This is a genomic window from Albidovulum sp., assembly GCF_041919395.1.
Lineage (GTDB): Bacteria > Pseudomonadota > Alphaproteobacteria > Rhodobacterales > Rhodobacteraceae > Albidovulum.
The window spans coordinates 1-16,605 of record NZ_JAYRTX010000075.1; the positions used below are offsets into that span (position 1 = coordinate 1).

The window sequence follows — 16,605 nt, forward strand, 5'->3', positions numbered from 1 at the left end:
GAACGGCGAAGACGATGAAGGCCGGAAAGATGCCGCGCCAGCCGAAGCCCGCAATGATGAAGGAGCCGATGAGCGGTGCCACCGCCGGGACGAGCACGAAGACCATCATCGTGATCGACACGATCCGAGCCATCTGCCGGCCGGCATAGAGGTCGCGCACCAGCGCCATCGCCGCGACGCGCGGCCCCGCCACGCCCAATCCCTGCAGGAGACGCGCCGCCAGCACCAGCCAGAGCGACGGCGCCACCCAGGCGAGCGCCGCACCGAGGCAGTAGAGCGTCGCGCCGCCGATGATCACGCGCCTGCGCCCGAGCGCATCGGAGAGCGGCCCGGTGAGAAAGGTGCCGAGCCCCATGCCGAAGACGAAGCTCGTGACGATGAGTTGCGCGCGGTTCGGTGCCTCCGGGCTGAGGTCCGCGGCGATCTCCGGCATGGCCGGCAGCATCGCGTCGATGGAAAACGCCGTCATCGCGAACATCATCGCCAGAAGCACGATGAACTCGGGCAAGGGCAGGCGGCGGACGGGCACCATCGGCGCCTCGGGCGCGCTCATGCGTCCGGTCCAGCGTCGGGTGTGGAAAGTCGTGCGACGATCTCCTCGATGCAATATGCCCAGGTCTCGGCTGGCTGCGCGCCCTTGATGACATGGACATGGTTGATGATGTAGGTCGGCACGGCATTCACCCCGCGTTGTCGTGAATAGGCGTCCCGGGCACGGATGTCGTCGGCGTCGGCATCGCCCTGCAACAGGCGCTCGGTCATGGCGCGATCGAGTCCCACCTCGCCGGCGATTTCGGCCAGCGTCGCCGCATCGCCGATGTCGCGCCCGTCACACCAGTAGGCGCGGAAGAGGGCAGAGACCATCGGCGTTTGCCGCCCTTCGAGCCCGGCCCAGTGAATCAGCCGGTGCGCGTCGAGCGTATTGGGCGTTCGGCCGATGCGTTCGAGGTTCAGCTCGACCCCCGCCTTCTTCGCATGTTCGATGAGCGGCAGATGCACCTTCACCGCGCCCTCCTGTCCTCCGAACTTCGCTTCCAGATAGCTGCGCCGGTCCATGCCGCCCTTCGGCATGTCGGGGTTAAGCTGGAACGGATGCCATTCGATCTCGAACGGATGCCCGGGATTGGTCTCCAGCGCGCGGTCGAGATAGGCCTTGCCAACATAGCACCACGGGCAGGCGACGTCGGAGATTATATCCAGCTTTATCATGGTTCTACTTTCCATTCTTCGCGTAGTTTGCGGCGATTCACCTTGCCGTTGGCGGTGACCGGGATCGCCGGAAGCCGGAGGTAGAGGCGCGGCTGCTTGTAGCGCGCCAGATGGGAAGTCGCATGGGCCGCCAGCGTCGTCTCCGCCGCCTCGCCGGCGTAGAAGAGCGCGATCACCGTCGTGTCGGCCTTCACCGGCAGTTCCACCGCAGCAGTTGCGGTGACACCGGGGCAGGCCGCCATCGCGGCCTCGATCTCCGCCGGCGAAATGCGGAAGCCGCCAGCGGTCAGCATGTCGTCGGCGCGGCCGAGGCTGGTGATCGCGCCGTCCTCCGCCATGACCACCATGTCGCCCGTCTGGAACCAGTCGTCTGAGACGGGGGTGATCGTCTCGCCGTCGCAGGTGCCGAGGAAGAGCCCGGGGTCGCTTCGATGCACGGCCAGAAGCCCGGGCTCACCGCGCGGCACCGGCGTTCCGTCCGGGCCGAGGACTGCGACCCGGCGGCCGGGTTGCGGGTAGCCGGTCGCGCCATCGGGGGCCGGGCGGGCGGGCGAGGAGGAGAGGAAGGTGGAACATTCCGAAAGCCCCATTGCCTCGTGCAGATCCGTGCCCGTGGCCGTGCGCCAGCGGGCGCGAAGCGTGGGGGGCAGCTTCTCGCCGGCCGAGAGCCCGTGCCGGAGGCGGGGCAGGGCGAGGTTGTTGCCTTGCGCGAGGATGCGGCGAAAGACGCCGGGAACCGCAGCGAAAACCGTGGCGTCGAAGCGCCGGGCAAGGAGGGGTAGCTGTTCCACCGCCACGCCTTCGGCGGGGATCAGCGCCGTCGCGCCCACGGCCCAGGGGTCGAAGAGCCCGACGCCGAGCGTATAGGTCCAGTTGAGCGCGCCTGCGTGCATCACCCGGTCCTCCGGCCCGATCGCGTGCCAGCCGACGCGCATCATGTGGCGCGCCCAGACGGCTCGGTGGGCATGCGCGACGGCGCGCGGGCTGCCGGAGGTCCCGGAAGTGAAGACGATGTAGGCCAGCCGGTCCGCGTCGCCCATCGCCCAGTCGTGCGCAGGACGGCCCTCGAAGCCGCGCAATTCCGCCTCGTCGAGTACCGGGCAGGGTGGCGCCTCGGGAAGCGCGGCGCCCGCCCCTGCGACGATGAGCGCCGGCCGGACCTGCGCGCAGAGCCGCGCCACCTCGGCCGCCGTCAGCCCAGCCGCAGTCGGCACCGGAACGAACCCGCCGGCGATCGCCCCGAGAAAGGCGAGCGGGAAGGCCACGCCGTTGCCGAGGCGGAGGAGCACCCGGTCGCCGGGCCGCAGCCCTTCCTCGGCGAGGCCCATCGCCACGCCCTGTACCGCAGCAGCCAGCCGCGCGTAGCTCCAGCGCTCTGCGCCGTCGGGACGCACGACCTGAAGCGCGATGTGATCGGGCCGCTCCCCGGCCGCCGCGAGCACGTGGCGGGCGAGGTTGAAGGGCGCGGGGCAGGGCGCCGGCGCGGCGGGGTCGGTCACGGACAGCATGACCCCTCGCTACGCCGCAAGCCGGGCCGTTGCAAGGCATGGCGGATTGGCGTTAATGCACGGAGGCGGCGTCAGGACCGAACAGATGAGCGACATCGACCAGAGCGGAATCTTCCGCATCGCCCGCGCCGGACAGGCGCAGGAGGTGCCGGCCGCGCCACTGAACCTCGGCCTGCGGGTGCGCGATCTGCGCAAGGAGCGGGGCTGGACGCTCGAGCGGGCGGCAAGCCAGGCGGGGCTCGCGCGCTCGACGCTTTCGAAGATCGAAAACGGCCAGATGTCGCCCACTTATGAGGCATTGAAGAAGCTGGCGCAGGGGCTTTCGATCACCGTCCCGCAGCTCTTCACGCCGCCCTCGCGGCCACAGGCTTCGGGGCGGATGGCGGTGACGACGGCGGCCGAGGGTCAGGCTCAGGCAACCGCGACCTACGAACACCGGCTGCTGGCGGGGGCGTTCCGCACCAAGCGGATGCTGCCCTACACCGCACGTATCCGTGCCCGTACCCTCGAGGAGTTCGGTGGCTGGGTGCGCCACGACGGCGAGGAGTTCCTCTACGTCTTGACGGGCGTAGCCCGGCTTTACACGGAGTTCCACGAGCCCGTCGACCTCCGCCGGGGCGACAGCGCCTATTACGATGCCTCGATGGGGCACAATATCATTTCGCTGAGCCCGGAGGACGCGACGGTCCTCTGGGTCACCAGCCTCGTTTAGCCCCGAGGGCAGGGAGCATCGGATGCGGGTCAGGACACGGCCGATCGAAGGGCAGAAGCCCGGGACGTCGGGTTTGCGCAAGAAGACGAAGGTCTTCATGTCAGAGGGTTATCTTGAAAACTTCGTGCAGTCGGTGTTCGACGCGACCGGGGGCGCCGAGGGCAAGACCTACGTCGTCGGCGGCGATGGGCGCCATTTCAACGATCACGCGGTGCAGGTGATCCTGAAGATGGCGGCGGCGAATGGCGCGCGGCGGGTGATCGTCGGGCGGGGCGGGTTCCTGTCCACGCCTGCGGCGTCCCATCTCATCCGCCTCCACAGGACCGATGGGGGGCTGATCCTCTCGGCCTCGCACAACCCGGGCGGACCCGATGCGGACTTCGGGATCAAGTTCAACACCGCGAACGGCGGCCCCGCCCCGGAGGCGCTGACCGAGGCGATCCATGCCCGCACGCTAGAGATCGACGCCTACCACATTGCCGACGAGGCAGATGTGGAGATCGACAGGATCGGCGAACAACATATTGGCGGAATGCAGGTTTCCGTCATCGATCCCGTTGCCGACTATGCGGCGCTGATGGAAACGATCTTCGACTTTCCGAAGATCCGCGCACTCTTCTCGGGCGGCTTCCGGATGCGGTTCGACGCGATGTGTGCGATCACCGGGCCCTATGCGGTCGAGATCCTCGAACACCGCCTCGGTGCCCCACCGGGGACCGTGGTGAACGCCACGCCCCTGCCGGACTTCGGCGGTCTGCATCCCGATCCGAACCCGACCTGGGCAAAGGTCCTGATGGACGAGATGATGGGCCCCGACGCTCCCGATTTCGGTGCGGCATCCGACGGCGACGGTGACCGCAACATGGTCGTCGGGCGGGGCATCTACATCGCGCCCTCCGACAGCCTCGCGGTCCTGGCGGCGAACGCCCGCCTCGCGCCGGGGTATGGCGGCGGGCTCAGGGGCGTCGCGCGGTCCATGCCCACCTCGACGGCGGCGGACCGGGTGGCGGCAGTGCTGGGCATCGGGTCCTACGAGACGCCAACGGGCTGGAAGTTCTTCGGCAACCTTCTCGATTCCGGCCGGGTGACGCTCTGCGGCGAGGAGAGTTTCGGCACGGGCTCGGACCACGTGCGCGAGAAGGACGGGCTCTGGGCGGTGCTTCTCTGGTTGAATATCCTCGCGGAACGCAAAGAAACCGTTCGGGAAATCATGAGCGACCATTGGCGCCGCTTCGGCCGCAACTACTATTCCCGGCATGACTACGAGGCGCTGCCGGCCAATCTCGCGAACCGGATCATGGAGGGCCTGCGCGCCCGCCTGCCGACCTTGCCGGGGCAATGTCTGGAGGGCATGACGGTCTCCGCGGCCGACGATTTCGCCTATGCCGACCCGGTGGATGGCAGCATGTCGCGCGGGCAGGGGCTGCGGGTCGTCTTCAGCGACGGCTCGCGCATCGTGCTCAGGCTGTCGGGCACGGGGACGGAGGGTGCGACGCTCAGGCTCTATCTCGAGCGCTATGTCGCGGGGCCGGACGGGCTCGATGCCGAGGTGCAGGCCGCGCTGGCCCCGGTGATCCGCACGGCCGAGGCGCTGGCGGCGATTCGGGCAATCACGGGGCGACCAGGCCCCGACGTCGTCACCTGAGACGCCTGTCTCCCGCTTCGCGCCGTCGGAGCACGTCGGCCAAGGCAAAAGCGGATCAGTGCCTGATCCGGCGGCCTTCACGGTCGAAGGAAAAGGCATTGGCCGGGTCGAAGGCGAGCGCCACGGCGTCGCCGACCTGCTGGGGGTGCTGGCCGAAGAGACGGACGGTCAGCGTTTCCCCGCCGCCGAGCGTGACAAGGAGATTGGTGTCGGCGCCGAGACGCTCGACATGTGTGATCGTGCCGGCGAGCGGCCCCTCCGACGCGAGCCGCAGGTGCTCGGGCCGGACACCGACCGTGGCTCCCGGCGCGCCGAGCCGGCCGGCCGGCAGGAAGTTCATCGAGGGCGCTCCGAGGAAACCCGCGACGAAGAGGTTGTCGGGGTCGTTGTAGAGCGCCATCGGGCTGCCGACCTGCTCGATCTTGCCATCGCGCAGGACGACGATCCGGTTTGCCAGCGTCATCGCCTCGGTCTGGTCATGCGTGACGTAGATCATCGCCGTCCCGAGTTCGCGGTGGATCCGTGCGATCTCGACCCGCGTCGCCATCCTGAGCGCGGCATCGAGGTTCGAGAGGGGCTCGTCGAAGAGGAAGAGGTCGGGCTTGCGGACGATGGCACGGCCGATCGCGACGCGCTGACGCTGGCCGCCGGAAAGCTCGGCCGGCCGGCGCTTGAGGTAGGGCTCTAGCGACAGCAGGCGGACCGCCGTCGCGATCCTTTCGGCGATCACGGCGCGGCTTTCGCCCGCGTGCTTCAGTCCCAGCGCCATGTTGCCCTCGACGTCGAGGTGCGGATAGAGCGCGTAGGACTGGAACACCATGGCGATGCCGCGTTTCGCCGGAGGCGTCCGCGTGACGTCGCGCCCGACGATGCGCACGGTGCCCGAACTCGCATCCTCCAGCCCGGCGACAACGCGCAGCAGCGTCGACTTTCCGCAGCCGGAAGGTCCCACGAACACGACGAACTCCTCAGGCTCGACCACGAGGTCGATGTTCCTCAGAACCTGCACCTCGCCGAAGGATTTGCTTACGTTTTCAAGGGAGAGCGCGGTCATCCTGGGAAATCCAGATGGACGGTGCGACCGGTCCGGATGCTCTCGTCCGCCGCGAGGCAGACCGCGAGCGAGGCAACCGCGTCCTCCATGTGGCGCGCGAGGTCGCGGTCCTCGGCGATCGCGCGCAGCAAGAAGGCCTGCTCGGCATCGCAGAGCGCCTGGTGGCCGGGTTCGCCCGCGAAGTCCACATCCTCGTCCGTGCCGTCGGCGCGATGGATGCGCAGGCAGCCGACCCTGGTGTGCCCCTCCACGGAGGCGGAGGCGGGGTGCATCCCCGACAGGATCGAGACCGCGCCCCGCGGGCTGATCACGTCCTTCACGAAATAGGCGACCTCGGACATCATCGGACCCCAGCCGGCCTCGTACCAGCCCACCGAACCATCCGCGAAGACCACCTGGAACTGTCCGTAGTTGTACATGTCTTCGGCAATCTCGTCGGAAAGCCGCAGACCCATGCCATGCACCCGCACGGGCGGGGCGTCGGTGATCTGGCACATGACGTCGACATAGTGCACGCCGCAATCGACGATGGGCGGGGTCGTCCGCATCAGCGCCTTGTGCACCTCCCAGGCGGGCCCGGTGGACTGCTGGTTGAGGTTCAACCGGAAGACGTAGGGTCCGCCGAGCGCGCGCGCCTCGGCGATGAGCCGCATCCACGAGGGATGGTGGCGCAGGATATAGCCGACGACCAGCTTCAGCCCCGTCCGCCGCGCCGTTTCCACCACGCGCCGGGCGTCGGAAACCGTGGTCGCGAGCGGTTTCTCGACGAAGACATGCGCGCCCTGCTCAAGTGCCGCGCAGGCATAGTCGGCATGGCTGTCCGAATAGGTAGCGATGACCACGACGTCCGGCTGTGTTGCCTCGAGGGCGGCGTGGAAGTCTCTGAAAAGAGGATAGGATTGCAGTTCGCGGGGCAGCGCCGCGACGGAGCGGTTCACCAGCGCCACGATCTCCGCGCCCGGGTGATGGTGATGCGCCAGCGCATGGGAGCGGCCCATGTTGCCAAGCCCGGCGACCAGCACTCTCATTTCACCGCTCCCGATGTGATGCCGCGGATCAGTTGCCGCGAGAAGAGGACATAGAGGACGAGGACGGGCAGGATCGCAAGGCTGAGTGCCGAGAGGACCGCGTTCCAGTCGGTCACGAACTGCCCGATGAAGACCTGGCTTCCCAGCGTCAGGGTCTTCGTCGCCTCGCCGGGGGCGAGGATCAGCGGGAACCAGAGATCGTTCCAGATCGGAATCATGTTGAAGACGGCAACCGTCGCCATCGCCGGCCGCACCAGCGGCAGCACCAGCCGGAGGAAGATCGCATACTCGTTCATCCCGTCGATGCGGCCGGCGTTCTTGAGGTCGTCGGATACCTGGCGCATGAATTCCGAGAGGATGAATACGGCGAGCGGCAGGCCCTGCGCCGTGTAGACGAGGATCAGCGCCGTCAGCGTGTTCACCAGTCCCGTCGCCACCATCATCTGCAGGATCGCCACCGTGCCTATGCGGATCGGGATCATGATGCCGAGCGCGAGGTAGAGCCCCATCAGCATGTTGCCCCGGAAGCGATATTCGGACAGCGCGAAGGCCGCCATGGCACCGAACAGCAGGATGAAGGTCAGCGATCCGACGGTGACGATCAGCGAATTCTGGAAGTAGAGAAGGAAGTCCCCCTGCGCCATCACCGTGCGGTAGCCCACCATCGAGAACGTCGCCTCGGAGGGCAGGGAAAGCGGCTCCGCGAAGATCGCCCGCCGGGTCTTGAAGGAGTTGACCAGGATCACGAAAACCGGGAAGAGCGCGATCGCGGTCCAGGCGAGAAGTGCGGCATGGGCGGCGACGGTGTTCAGCCTGCTGGTGCGCGCGCGGTTCATCGGGGCCTCAGAACTGGTAGCGCCGCAGGCGCGTCTGGATGAGGAACAGGTAGAGGCAGACCCCTGCCAGGATGATCGCGAACATCGCCGTCGCGATCGCTGCCCCCATGTGGGGGTCACCGAGCTGGAGCTGGAAGCCGAAGAAGGTCCGGTAGAGGAAGGTGCCGAGGATATCGGTGGAGAAATCCGGCCCCGCGAGCGCGCCCTGCGCGGCGTAGATGAGGTCGAAGGCATTGAAGTTGCCGACGAAGGTCAGGATCGAGATGATCCCGATGGAGGGCAGGACAAGCGGCAGCTTGATCCGCCAGAACGCCGCCCAGCCGGTGATCCCGTCGATCTCGCCCGCTTCCAGAACGCCCTCGGGGATGGCGAGAAGGGCGGCATAGATCAGCATCATCGGGATGCCCACGAACTGCCAGACCGAGATCAGTGCGAGCGTTGTGAGCGCGTAGTCTTCCTTCCCGAGCCAGGGGGCATAGAGCGACTTCAGCCCCACCGCGTCGAGCATGGAGGGCGCGATGCCCCAGATCGGCGACAGGATCAGCTTCCAGGCGAAGCCGACGATCACGAAGGACAGGATCGTCGGAATGAAGATGGCGGAGCGGTAGAACGTTGCGAAGCGCAGCCGCGGGTGGCTGAGAATCGCGGCGAGGCCAATGCCGATCGGGTTCTGCACCGCCATGTGGATCACGAAGAACCACACGTTGTTGCCGAGCGCATTCCAGAAAGCCGCCGACCAGTGCGGATCGCCAAAGAGCGTGCGGAAGTTCTCAAGTCCGGCGAAGACCGGGCCGGTCCCGCCTCGTGCATAAAGAGAAAGCCGCAACGTGTTGAAAAGCGGAAAGATCATTACCGCCGTATAGACGAGCACGGCGGGCGCGAGAAAGACCGCGACGTGGAACCGTGGCCGGACTGCCATCGCGCGTGCCCTCATTTATTGCGGCGGACATACTCTCGGGGTGTGCGGGGGGCCGAGGGCCCCCCGCCAGGTCGCCCGTCGGGGCGATACCTCACTTCTGCGGCTCGTACCACGAGGCGAGGCCGTCCTGCAGCCGCTTGGCGGCGTCCTCGGGCGTCTCGGTGCCCTTGATGACATTGGCGGCGGCGTTCCAGGTCTCGTTCTCCAGGTTCGGCGTGCCGCGCGACAGGATCTGGTAGGTCGAGCGGATCGTCGAGGAGCACTTGCCCCGCCAGGAGACGAATTCCTGCGCCAGGGGATCGGCCATCTCGACCGGAGCGGAGTTCAGCGAGAAGAAGCCGGGCAGGGCGTTGGCATAGAGTGCGGCGAATTCGCTCGAACCCACCCATTCGAGGAAGGCCTTCGCCTCCTCGGGGTGCTTCGTGGCCGCGTTCATGCCTATGGCAATGTCGGTGTGGTCGGAGATGTAGCAGGTGTCGCCGGCCGCCGCGACGGGCGGCGGGAAGGCGCCCATGGTGAAGCCGGCCTGGGCGTTGAAGCCCGAGATTTCCCACGACCCGGCCGGATAGATCGCCGCGCGGCCGAGCGTGAAGAGGTTCTGGCTGTCGGGATAGGTCTGCGCCTCGTACCCGTCGCCGAGGTAGTCCTTCCACTTCGCCAGTTCGCGGAAGGGCGCGACCCAGGGCTCGTCGGTCAGCTTCTGTTCGCCCTTGATGAGGGCGAGGCGGCCTTCCTCCCCCTTCCAGTAGTTCGGCCCGATGTTCTGGTAGCCCATCGTCGCGGCCTCCCACTGGTCGATGGTGCCCATCGCCATCGGGACGTAGGTGCCGTCTTCCTTGATCTTGTCGAGGGCGGCGTAGAACTCCTCCATCGTTGCCGGCGGGGCGAGGCCGAGGGCGTCGAAAGCGTCCTTGTTGTAGATGAAGCCGTGGATCACGCTCGCCATCGGCACGCAGAAGGTGGCCGCCCCGTCGTCCGTCTGCCAGGCCGACTTGGCCACGTCGGAGAAGTTGGCCATGGCGGCGAGGCCCGAGAGATCGGCGAGCTTGCCCCCCTGATAGAGCGAGAGCGAGGCGTCGAAGGGGCGGCAGGTGATCAGGTCGCCCGCGCTGCCCGCATCGAGCTTGGAATTGAGGGCGGCATTGTACTCCGTCGGCGCCGAAGGCGTGAACTGCACCTTGATGCCGGGATGCGCGGCCTCGAAGGCCGGAATGATCTGGTCCTGCCAGATCGTCAGGTCGTCGTTGCGCCAACTCTCGATCGTCAGCGTGACGTCCTGCGCCGTGGCCGTGCCCGCGGCGAGGATCGTGGAGGCCAGCAGCAGCCCGGCCAGTCGGGTCCGTTTCATCTCAAGCTCCCTTGTTGGTTGTTCCAGCCGACCCTGCCGGGCCGGTCGTCTCGATCCGCGCGAGTGCCGCGCGAAGATTGTCCCCGCTTTGTGCGAGTATCGTCCTCGCAGCGTCCGGGGTGAGGCCTCGCGCGATCAGGACGGCCGGCCTGACCGCGCCGCCCGCCTCGGAGAGGGCCGCGGCGGCGACCTCGGGGCACACCCGGGCGATGGTCTCCACCATCGTCCGCGCCCGCGCCTTCAGCTTTGCGTTGTCCGCGACGACGGCAACCATCATCCCGTCATGAATGGCGCCGAGCCGGATTCCCATGAGCGTGGACATGAGGTTGAGCGCCACCTTCTGCGCCGTGCCCGCCCCCATCCGGGTCGATCCCGCCACAAGTTCCGGCGGCGTCGGCAGGCACACGGCAACCTCTGCGGCCGCGAAGATCGGGGCGCCGGCGTTGTTGGCGATCGCGACGACGCGGGCGCCGCGTTCGCGCGCCATCCTTGCGAGGGCAAGCGTGTAGGGCGTGCTGCCCGAGGCGGTGACGGCGATGACGGCATCGCCCGCGTCGATGACCGCCGCGGCTGCCTCGGCCTCGGCGGCATCGTCCTCCGTGGCCCCCGGCATGCGGGAATCGCGGGGCATGCCGCCCGCCATGAGGATGCGGATGCGGCCGGGGTCCAGGCCGAAGGTGCCGGACAGTTCCAGCCCGTCCGCCATTGCCATCAGCGCAGAGGACCCGGCGCCGGCATAGACGAGCGCGCCGCCCGCCGTCACGGCGCGCGCCATCAGCGTGGCCGCGGCATCGAGCGCGGGCAGGGCAGGCCGAATGGCCGCGAGAGCCTCCTCCTGCGCCGAAAGGAGCCGGCCGAGCACCTCCGCGCCGGGGAGCGCGTCGAGCCCCCGGGCCAAAGGATGCAGACGCTCTGTCGCGGATTTCGGCATCGAATCCCTCCGAATGCAATGATGATACCTTTTTAATACCTGTTGTCCACCGGGTTCTCTCTCCCGCGCTGGAGAGTGCCTCCTGCCCCCACGGCCACCGCTGCCGGGCCTTTTCTTCTGCTAAAAGGTATTATAAAGGTATTTTCATGGGTCAGACCGGCAGGATAATTCTCGGGGTCGACGGCGGCGGGTCCTCGTGTCGCGCAGCGCTCGTCGCCGATGGCTTGCGGCATGAGGTGACGCTTGGCCCGGCCAATGTCTCGACCGATTTCGACCGCGCCGTGGCAACGATCCGCGAGGCGATCCTCGCGCTCGCCGCGAAGGCCGGGGTCGGCGCCGGGAAGGTTCATGCCGCCGCCGCGCATCTTGGCCTCGCCGGGGTGACGGGTCCGGTGATCGCCGGCAGGGTCGCCGCGGCGCTGCCGCTCACCGATGCGGTCGTCACGGACGACCGGCCGACGACCGTTGCCGGTGCGCTCGGGTCGGGCAAGGGGTCGGTCGCGGCCATCGGGACGGGATCGTTCCTCGGCCGACAGGCGGACGGCGGGTTCCGGGGCATCGGCGGCTGGGGATTCGAGATCGGCGACCAGGCCTCCGGTGCCTGGCTCGGGCGCCGCTGCCTCGAGGAGGTGATGCTCTCGCTCGACGGGATCGGCGCCGCGACCGCGCTCACGCAAGCCATCCTCGCCCGCTTCGGCGACGACCCCGCCGCCATCGTCGCCCATTCGATGGCGGCGCGGCCTGCCGACTTTGCCGGCCTCGCGCCCGATATCCTGGCCGCGGCCGGGGCGGGTGACCCCCTCGGCTCGCGGCTGATGACCGAGGGTGCCGGCTATATCCTGAAAGGACTCGCCGCGCTGGGATGGACCCAGGGCGAGCCCCTTTGCCTCACCGGCGGGCTCGGTCCGGCCTACGCCGCCTGGATCGGCCAACCCGTCGTGCCGGCGCAGGGCAGCGCGCTCGATGGCGCCCTCGCGCTCGCCACCCGGCGGGCAGGGGGGCGACCATGACCATCGCCGAATATCTCGACCCCGGCCAGTGGCTGAACCCGGCCCATGGGCCGCTCTATGTCCAGCTCCGCAAGCGGATCGAGGCCGGCATCGCCTCGGGCTTCCTCGCGCCCGACATGCCCTTGCCGCCCGAGCGTGAGATCGCCACGTTGACCGGCCTTTCGCGCGTCACCGTCCGCAAGGCAATGGCCGAGCTTGCCGAGAGGGGCCTCATCCTGCAACGCCAGGGGTCGGGCTCCTTCGTGGCGCCGGCGCGCGCGCGCGTGCAACAGTCGCTGTCGCGGCTGACATCCTTCACCGAGGACATGACCGGGCGCGGCTATCGTCCGGGCGTGGTCTGGCTCGAACGCGGTCTCTTCCAGCCGAGCGAGGAGGAGGTCGCCGTCCTCGGCCTCGCCCCCGGCGCACAAGTGGCGCGGCTTGCCCGGCTGCGCCGCGCCGACGACCGGCCGATGGCGATCGAACGCGCCTCGCTGCCGCCGGACATCCTGCCGAATCCGCTTGCCGTCACCCATTCGCTCTACGAGGTTCTCGGGCAGGCCGGGCTCCGGCCCGTGCGCGCCGTCCAGAAGATCTCTGCCGTCAACCTCGGCCAGGCCGAGGCCGGGCTTCTCGGCGTGGCGCCCATGGCCGCCGGCCTCAGGATCGAGCGCACCGCCTTCCTGCCCGATGGCCGGGTGGTGGAATATACCCGCTCGATCTACCGCGGGGACGCCTATGATTTCGTGGCCGAGCTGCGTATCCCGGAGAACTGAATGACCGCTGCCGAAAGCCAGATGCTGCGCGAGATACGGGAGATCCCTGAGGCCGTCGCACGGCTTCTCGACCGCAGCGGCCCGGCGATTGCCGCAGCCGCGGCCGGGGGCAGGGCGCTCGACCCGGCCTTCGTCGCGACCGTGGCGCGGGGCTCGTCGGACCATGCCGCGACCTACCTGAAATACGTCTGCGAGATCGTGCTCGGCCTGCCGGTCGCCTCGATCGGCCCTTCGGTCGCCTCGATCTACCGCGCGCCGCTGCGGCTTTCGGGCGGGCTCTGCCTCGTCATCTCGCAGTCGGGGCGGAGCCCGGACATCGTGGAGATGGCGCGGGCGGCGCGGGCAGGGGGTGCAATGACGATCGCGCTGACCAATGACCCGGCATCGCCCCTTGCGCAGGCGGTGGAGGGCGTCATCGGCCTTGCCGCAGGGCCCGAGCTCAGCGTCGCGGCGACGAAGACTTTCGTGACCTCTGCCGTCGCCGCGCTGCTGCTCGTCGCCGAATGGGCCGGGGACGCGCCGCTTCTCGCTGCCGTCCGGGCACTGCCCGATGCGCTCGACCGCGCCGGGCGGGCCGACTGGGGCGGGCTGGCCGAGCGTCTCGCCGAGGCGCCGTCGCTCTTCACCCTCGGCCGCGGCCCGGGATTCGCCATGTCGGGCGAGGCGGCGCTGAAGTTCAAGGAAACCTGCCGGATCCATGCCGAGAACTACTCCTCGGCCGAGGTGCTGCACGGTCCGGTCTCCATCGTCGATCGTGGCTTCCCGGTCCTTGCCTTCGCGGCGGCCGACGCGGCCGAGGATAGCCTGGTGGCGGTGGCCGATGAACTCGCCGGCAAGGGCGCGGAGGTCTTTGCGACCTCGGGCAGGGTCCGCACGGCCCGGAGCCTGCCGAGGGTTCGCACCGGCCATCCGCTGACCGATCCGATCGCGCTCATCGTTTCGTTCTACGCCATGGTGGAAGCGGTGGCCCGGGCGCGCGGCATCGACCCGGACCGGCCGCGGCACCTCAGGAAGGTCACGGAGACGCTCTGATGCCAGGGATCCTCTACATCGGCGCGGATGTCTTCGATGGCGCAAAGACCGGGCCGGGCGGCCTGCTCGTCGAGGACGGGCGCGTCGCTGCGCTGCTCCGTCCCGGCGAACCCGCGCCCGGTGCGAAGGTCGTTGACCTTGGGGGCGGCCTCGTCGCGCCGGGGTTTGTCGACTTGCAGGTGAACGGCGGCGGCGGGGTCATGTTCAACGACGCGCCGGATGTGGCGACGCTGCGGCGCATGGCCGAAGCGCATGGACGACTCGGATCGGTCACGATCCTGCCGACGCTGATCACCGACAGACCCGGGGCGACGCGTGCCGCCGTGGCGGCGGTGGCGCGGGCCGTGGAGGAGGGCGTGCCCGGGATCGCCGGCCTGCATCTCGAAGGGCCGCACCTGAGCCACGCCCGGAAAGGTGCGCACGATCCTGCACTGATCCGGCCGATGGACGGCGACGACCTGCGGTTTCTGCTCGACGCGGTCCGGAGGGTGCCGCGGCTTCTTCTCACGATCGCGCCGGAAAGTGTTGATAGTCAACAGATATACACGCTTTCGGAAGGTGGAGTCGTTGTCTCTCTCGGCCATACCGACGCGGGATTCGAAGCCTGTCGCGCCGCCATCGCGGCGGGTGCGCGGGTTGCCACGCATCTCTTCAACGCGATGAGTCCGCTGGGCACCCGCGAACCTGGACTTGTCGGGGCAGCGCTCGCCTCGGGCGCGGTTTCCGCCGGAGTGATTGCCGACGGCATCCATGTCCATCCGGCGACACTGCGCACCGCACTTTCGGCGAAGACGGGGCCGGGGGGCCTGTTCCTCGTCACCGACGCCATGGCGCCGGCGGGAACGGACATACGGTCGTTCCGGCTCAACGGCCGCGAGATCCGTCGCGAGAACGGGCGGTTGACGCTGACCGATGGCACGCTGGCCGGTGCCGATCTCGACATGGCAGGCGCGCTGCGGGTGATCACGCGCGATGCTGGGCTGGCGCTCGACCGGGCGCTGGCAATGGCGACGTCGGTTCCGGCGCACGTCGCGGGACTCGCGGATCGGTCGGGGACGCTCGCACCGGGGCGGCAGGCCGATTTCGTTCACCTGTCCCGCAGTCTTGACCTCAAAGGGGTCTGGCGGATGGGGGAGCGTATCGTCTGACATCTCAGCCCATACAAAAGTCCGATAAGCAGAATTATGTAATATCAGGAGATGTGCCGTGAGAGGCAAATCGGCGCATCCGCCTCTGGATACTGGACCTCGCCCAGCGTTTGCCACAACATCCCACAGACAGAACCGGAGCGCGCAGATGACCCAAGCCAGAGCGATCAAGATCGCCCCCTCCATCCTCTCGGCCGATTTCGCCGACTTCGGACGCGAGATCGCGGCGATCGAGTCGCAAGGTGCCGACTGGGTCCATGTCGATGTGATGGACGGCCATTTCGTGCCGAACCTGACCTTCGGCCCGCCGCTGGTGAAGGCGATCCGCAGGCATGTCACGACGGTCATGGATGTTCACCTGATGATCGCGCCGGTCGATCCCTTTATCGACGCCTTTGCCGAGGCCGGCGCCGACATCATCACCGCCCATCTGGAGGCCGGACCGCACATTCACCGGACCTTGCAAGCCATTCGCGGAACAGGAAAAAAGGCCGGTCTTGCCCTCAACCCTGGCACCGCAGTCGAGGCGGCGGCACCACTTCTCGATCTCTGCGACCTCGTCTGCGTCATGACCGTCAACCCAGGATTCGGAGGGCAGAAATTCATTCATTCCCAAATAGATAAGGTCCGATCCTTGCATGCGATGATCGGTGACAGGCCGATCCTTGTCGAGATCGACGGGGGCGTCACGCCGGAAACCGCGCCGCTTGTCGCGGCCGCCGGGGCCGACGTGCTGGTGGCGGGTTCGGCGGTCTTCTCGGGCGGTTCCGTCGCCAATCCGGCGCCTTACGGCGCGAATATCAGAGCGATCCGTGGAGCGGCCGAGGCCGCGCGCGTTTGAAAGGAGGTTTCCATGGCCGTTTCCCCGCCCGTCTGCGACTTCGGCTGGAAGGCCCCGGCCTTCACCCTGCCCGGCACCGACGGCCGCGACTGGTCGCTCGACGCCGTCCGGGGGCCGAAGGGCACGCTCGTCATGTTCATCTGCAACCATTGCCCCTACGTCCAGTCCGTCATCGACCGGATCGTGCGGGATGCCCGCGACCTCAAGACGCTCGGCATCGGGGTCGCCGCGATTTCGGCGAATGACGCTGCCGAGTATCCCGCCGACAGCTTCGACAACATGGCGCGCGAGGCTGCGAAACACGCCTTCCCCTTTCCTTACCTCTATGACGAAAGCCAATCCGTTGCAAAGGCTTACGGGGCGACCTGCACGCCGGACTTCTTCGGTTTCGACGCGGATCTCGGGCTCCGGTATCGCGGCAGGCTCGATGCCTCGGGCCGCCAGCCGGCGGCGCCGGACGTGAAGCGCGAGCTCTACGAGGCGATGCGGCAGGTGGCCGAGACGGGGCACGGGCCCGCAGACCAGGTGCCGTCGATGGGCTGTTCGATAAAGTGGAAGGCGGCGTGAAGGCGCCGGCCGTCATCTTCGACCTCGACGGGACGCTGATCGATTCCGCGCCTGCGATCCAT

17 protein-coding genes are annotated in these 16,605 nt (G+C 68.2%); 8 read left to right on the forward strand and 9 right to left on the reverse strand.

The genetic code is table 11. The features are described from left to right. The 3 genes from ACMUOO_RS12560 to ACMUOO_RS12570 all read right to left on the reverse strand — a co-directional run. Positions 1 to 553, reverse strand: a 553-nt coding sequence (locus tag ACMUOO_RS12560; protein WP_413855420.1) for an MFS transporter, incomplete at its 3' end; no start/stop codon positions are given. Then, positions 550 to 1,209: a DsbA family oxidoreductase gene (locus ACMUOO_RS12565; RefSeq protein WP_413855422.1), complete on the reverse strand. Its 660-nt coding sequence runs from the start codon at positions 1,207 to 1,209 to the stop codon at positions 550 to 552. The genes ACMUOO_RS12560 and ACMUOO_RS12565, both read right to left, overlap by 4 nt. Continuing rightward, positions 1,206 to 2,717 carry a class I adenylate-forming enzyme family protein gene (locus ACMUOO_RS12570; RefSeq protein WP_413855424.1) on the reverse strand — a complete coding sequence of 504 codons (1,512 nt, stop codon included), beginning with the start codon at positions 2,715 to 2,717 and terminating at the stop codon, positions 1,206 to 1,208. Before ACMUOO_RS12570 ends, ACMUOO_RS12565 begins: the two co-directional genes overlap by 4 nt. Positions 2,718 to 2,802: 85 nt before the next feature. Here ACMUOO_RS12570 and ACMUOO_RS12575 point away from each other — a divergent pair, with 85 nt between their 5' ends. Further along, positions 2,803 to 3,429: a helix-turn-helix domain-containing protein gene (locus ACMUOO_RS12575; RefSeq protein ID WP_301920591.1), complete on the forward strand. Its 627-nt coding sequence runs from the start codon at positions 2,803 to 2,805 to the stop codon at positions 3,427 to 3,429. 22 nt (positions 3,430 to 3,451) lie between these two features. After that, complete coding sequence (locus ACMUOO_RS12580; protein ID WP_301920592.1) at positions 3,452 to 5,074, forward strand: alpha-D-glucose phosphate-specific phosphoglucomutase; 1,623 nt, start codon at positions 3,452 to 3,454, stop codon at positions 5,072 to 5,074. A 55-nt stretch (positions 5,075 to 5,129) separates the two neighbouring features. Here ACMUOO_RS12580 and ACMUOO_RS12585 read toward each other — a convergent pair whose 3' ends face one another. From ACMUOO_RS12585 to ACMUOO_RS12610, 6 genes are all read right to left on the reverse strand, one after another. Next, positions 5,130 to 6,128, reverse strand: a complete 999-nt coding sequence (locus ACMUOO_RS12585) for an ABC transporter ATP-binding protein (RefSeq protein ID WP_301920593.1) — start codon at positions 6,126 to 6,128, stop codon at positions 5,130 to 5,132. After that, the gene (locus ACMUOO_RS12590; RefSeq protein WP_301920594.1) at positions 6,125 to 7,156 is read right to left on the reverse strand and encodes a Gfo/Idh/MocA family protein; all 1,032 of its coding nucleotides are present in this window, start codon (positions 7,154 to 7,156) and stop codon (positions 6,125 to 6,127) included. Before ACMUOO_RS12590 ends, ACMUOO_RS12585 begins: the two co-directional genes overlap by 4 nt. Then, a complete protein-coding gene (locus ACMUOO_RS12595; RefSeq protein WP_301920595.1) occupies positions 7,153 to 7,992 on the reverse strand; it encodes a carbohydrate ABC transporter permease in 840 nt (279 codons plus the stop codon). The genes ACMUOO_RS12590 and ACMUOO_RS12595 overlap by 4 nt, the downstream gene beginning before the upstream one ends. Positions 7,993 to 7,999: 7 nt before the next feature. Next, the gene (locus ACMUOO_RS12600) at positions 8,000 to 8,911 is read right to left on the reverse strand and encodes a carbohydrate ABC transporter permease (RefSeq protein WP_301920596.1); all 912 of its coding nucleotides are present in this window, start codon (positions 8,909 to 8,911) and stop codon (positions 8,000 to 8,002) included. Positions 8,912 to 9,002: 91 nt separating this feature from the next. After that, positions 9,003 to 10,259, reverse strand: a complete 1,257-nt coding sequence (locus ACMUOO_RS12605; RefSeq protein ID WP_301920597.1) for an ABC transporter substrate-binding protein — start codon at positions 10,257 to 10,259, stop codon at positions 9,003 to 9,005. Between the two features lies 1 nt (position 10,260). Beyond that, positions 10,261 to 11,190, reverse strand: a complete 930-nt coding sequence (locus ACMUOO_RS12610) for an N-acetylmuramic acid 6-phosphate etherase (RefSeq protein ID WP_301920598.1) — start codon at positions 11,188 to 11,190, stop codon at positions 10,261 to 10,263. Positions 11,191 to 11,336: 146 nt separating this feature from the next. Between ACMUOO_RS12610 and ACMUOO_RS12615 the strand changes: the two genes are divergently transcribed. The 6 genes from ACMUOO_RS12615 (at position 11,337) to ACMUOO_RS12640 (ending at position 16,543) form a co-directional block, all read left to right on the forward strand. Further along, on the forward strand, positions 11,337 to 12,200 hold the full coding sequence (locus ACMUOO_RS12615) for a BadF/BadG/BcrA/BcrD ATPase family protein (RefSeq protein WP_301920599.1): 864 nt from the start codon (positions 11,337 to 11,339) through the stop codon (positions 12,198 to 12,200). Then, positions 12,197 to 12,955, forward strand: a complete 759-nt coding sequence (locus ACMUOO_RS12620) for a GntR family transcriptional regulator (RefSeq protein ID WP_301920600.1) — start codon at positions 12,197 to 12,199, stop codon at positions 12,953 to 12,955. Before ACMUOO_RS12615 ends, ACMUOO_RS12620 begins: the two co-directional genes overlap by 4 nt. Beyond that, positions 12,956 to 13,987, forward strand: a complete 1,032-nt coding sequence (locus tag ACMUOO_RS12625; RefSeq protein WP_301920601.1) for an SIS domain-containing protein — start codon at positions 12,956 to 12,958, stop codon at positions 13,985 to 13,987. After that, positions 13,987 to 15,135, forward strand: a complete 1,149-nt coding sequence (gene nagA / locus ACMUOO_RS12630; protein ID WP_301920602.1) for an N-acetylglucosamine-6-phosphate deacetylase — start codon at positions 13,987 to 13,989, stop codon at positions 15,133 to 15,135. The genes ACMUOO_RS12625 and nagA overlap by 1 nt, the downstream gene beginning before the upstream one ends. A gap of 148 nt (positions 15,136 to 15,283) precedes the next feature. Continuing rightward, positions 15,284 to 15,976 carry a ribulose-phosphate 3-epimerase gene (gene rpe / locus ACMUOO_RS12635; protein ID WP_301920603.1) on the forward strand — a complete coding sequence of 231 codons (693 nt, stop codon included), beginning with the start codon at positions 15,284 to 15,286 and terminating at the stop codon, positions 15,974 to 15,976. A 12-nt stretch (positions 15,977 to 15,988) separates the two neighbouring features. Then, complete coding sequence (locus tag ACMUOO_RS12640; protein ID WP_301920604.1) at positions 15,989 to 16,543, forward strand: thioredoxin family protein; 555 nt, start codon at positions 15,989 to 15,991, stop codon at positions 16,541 to 16,543. The last annotated feature ends 62 nt before the right edge of the window (positions 16,544 to 16,605 follow it).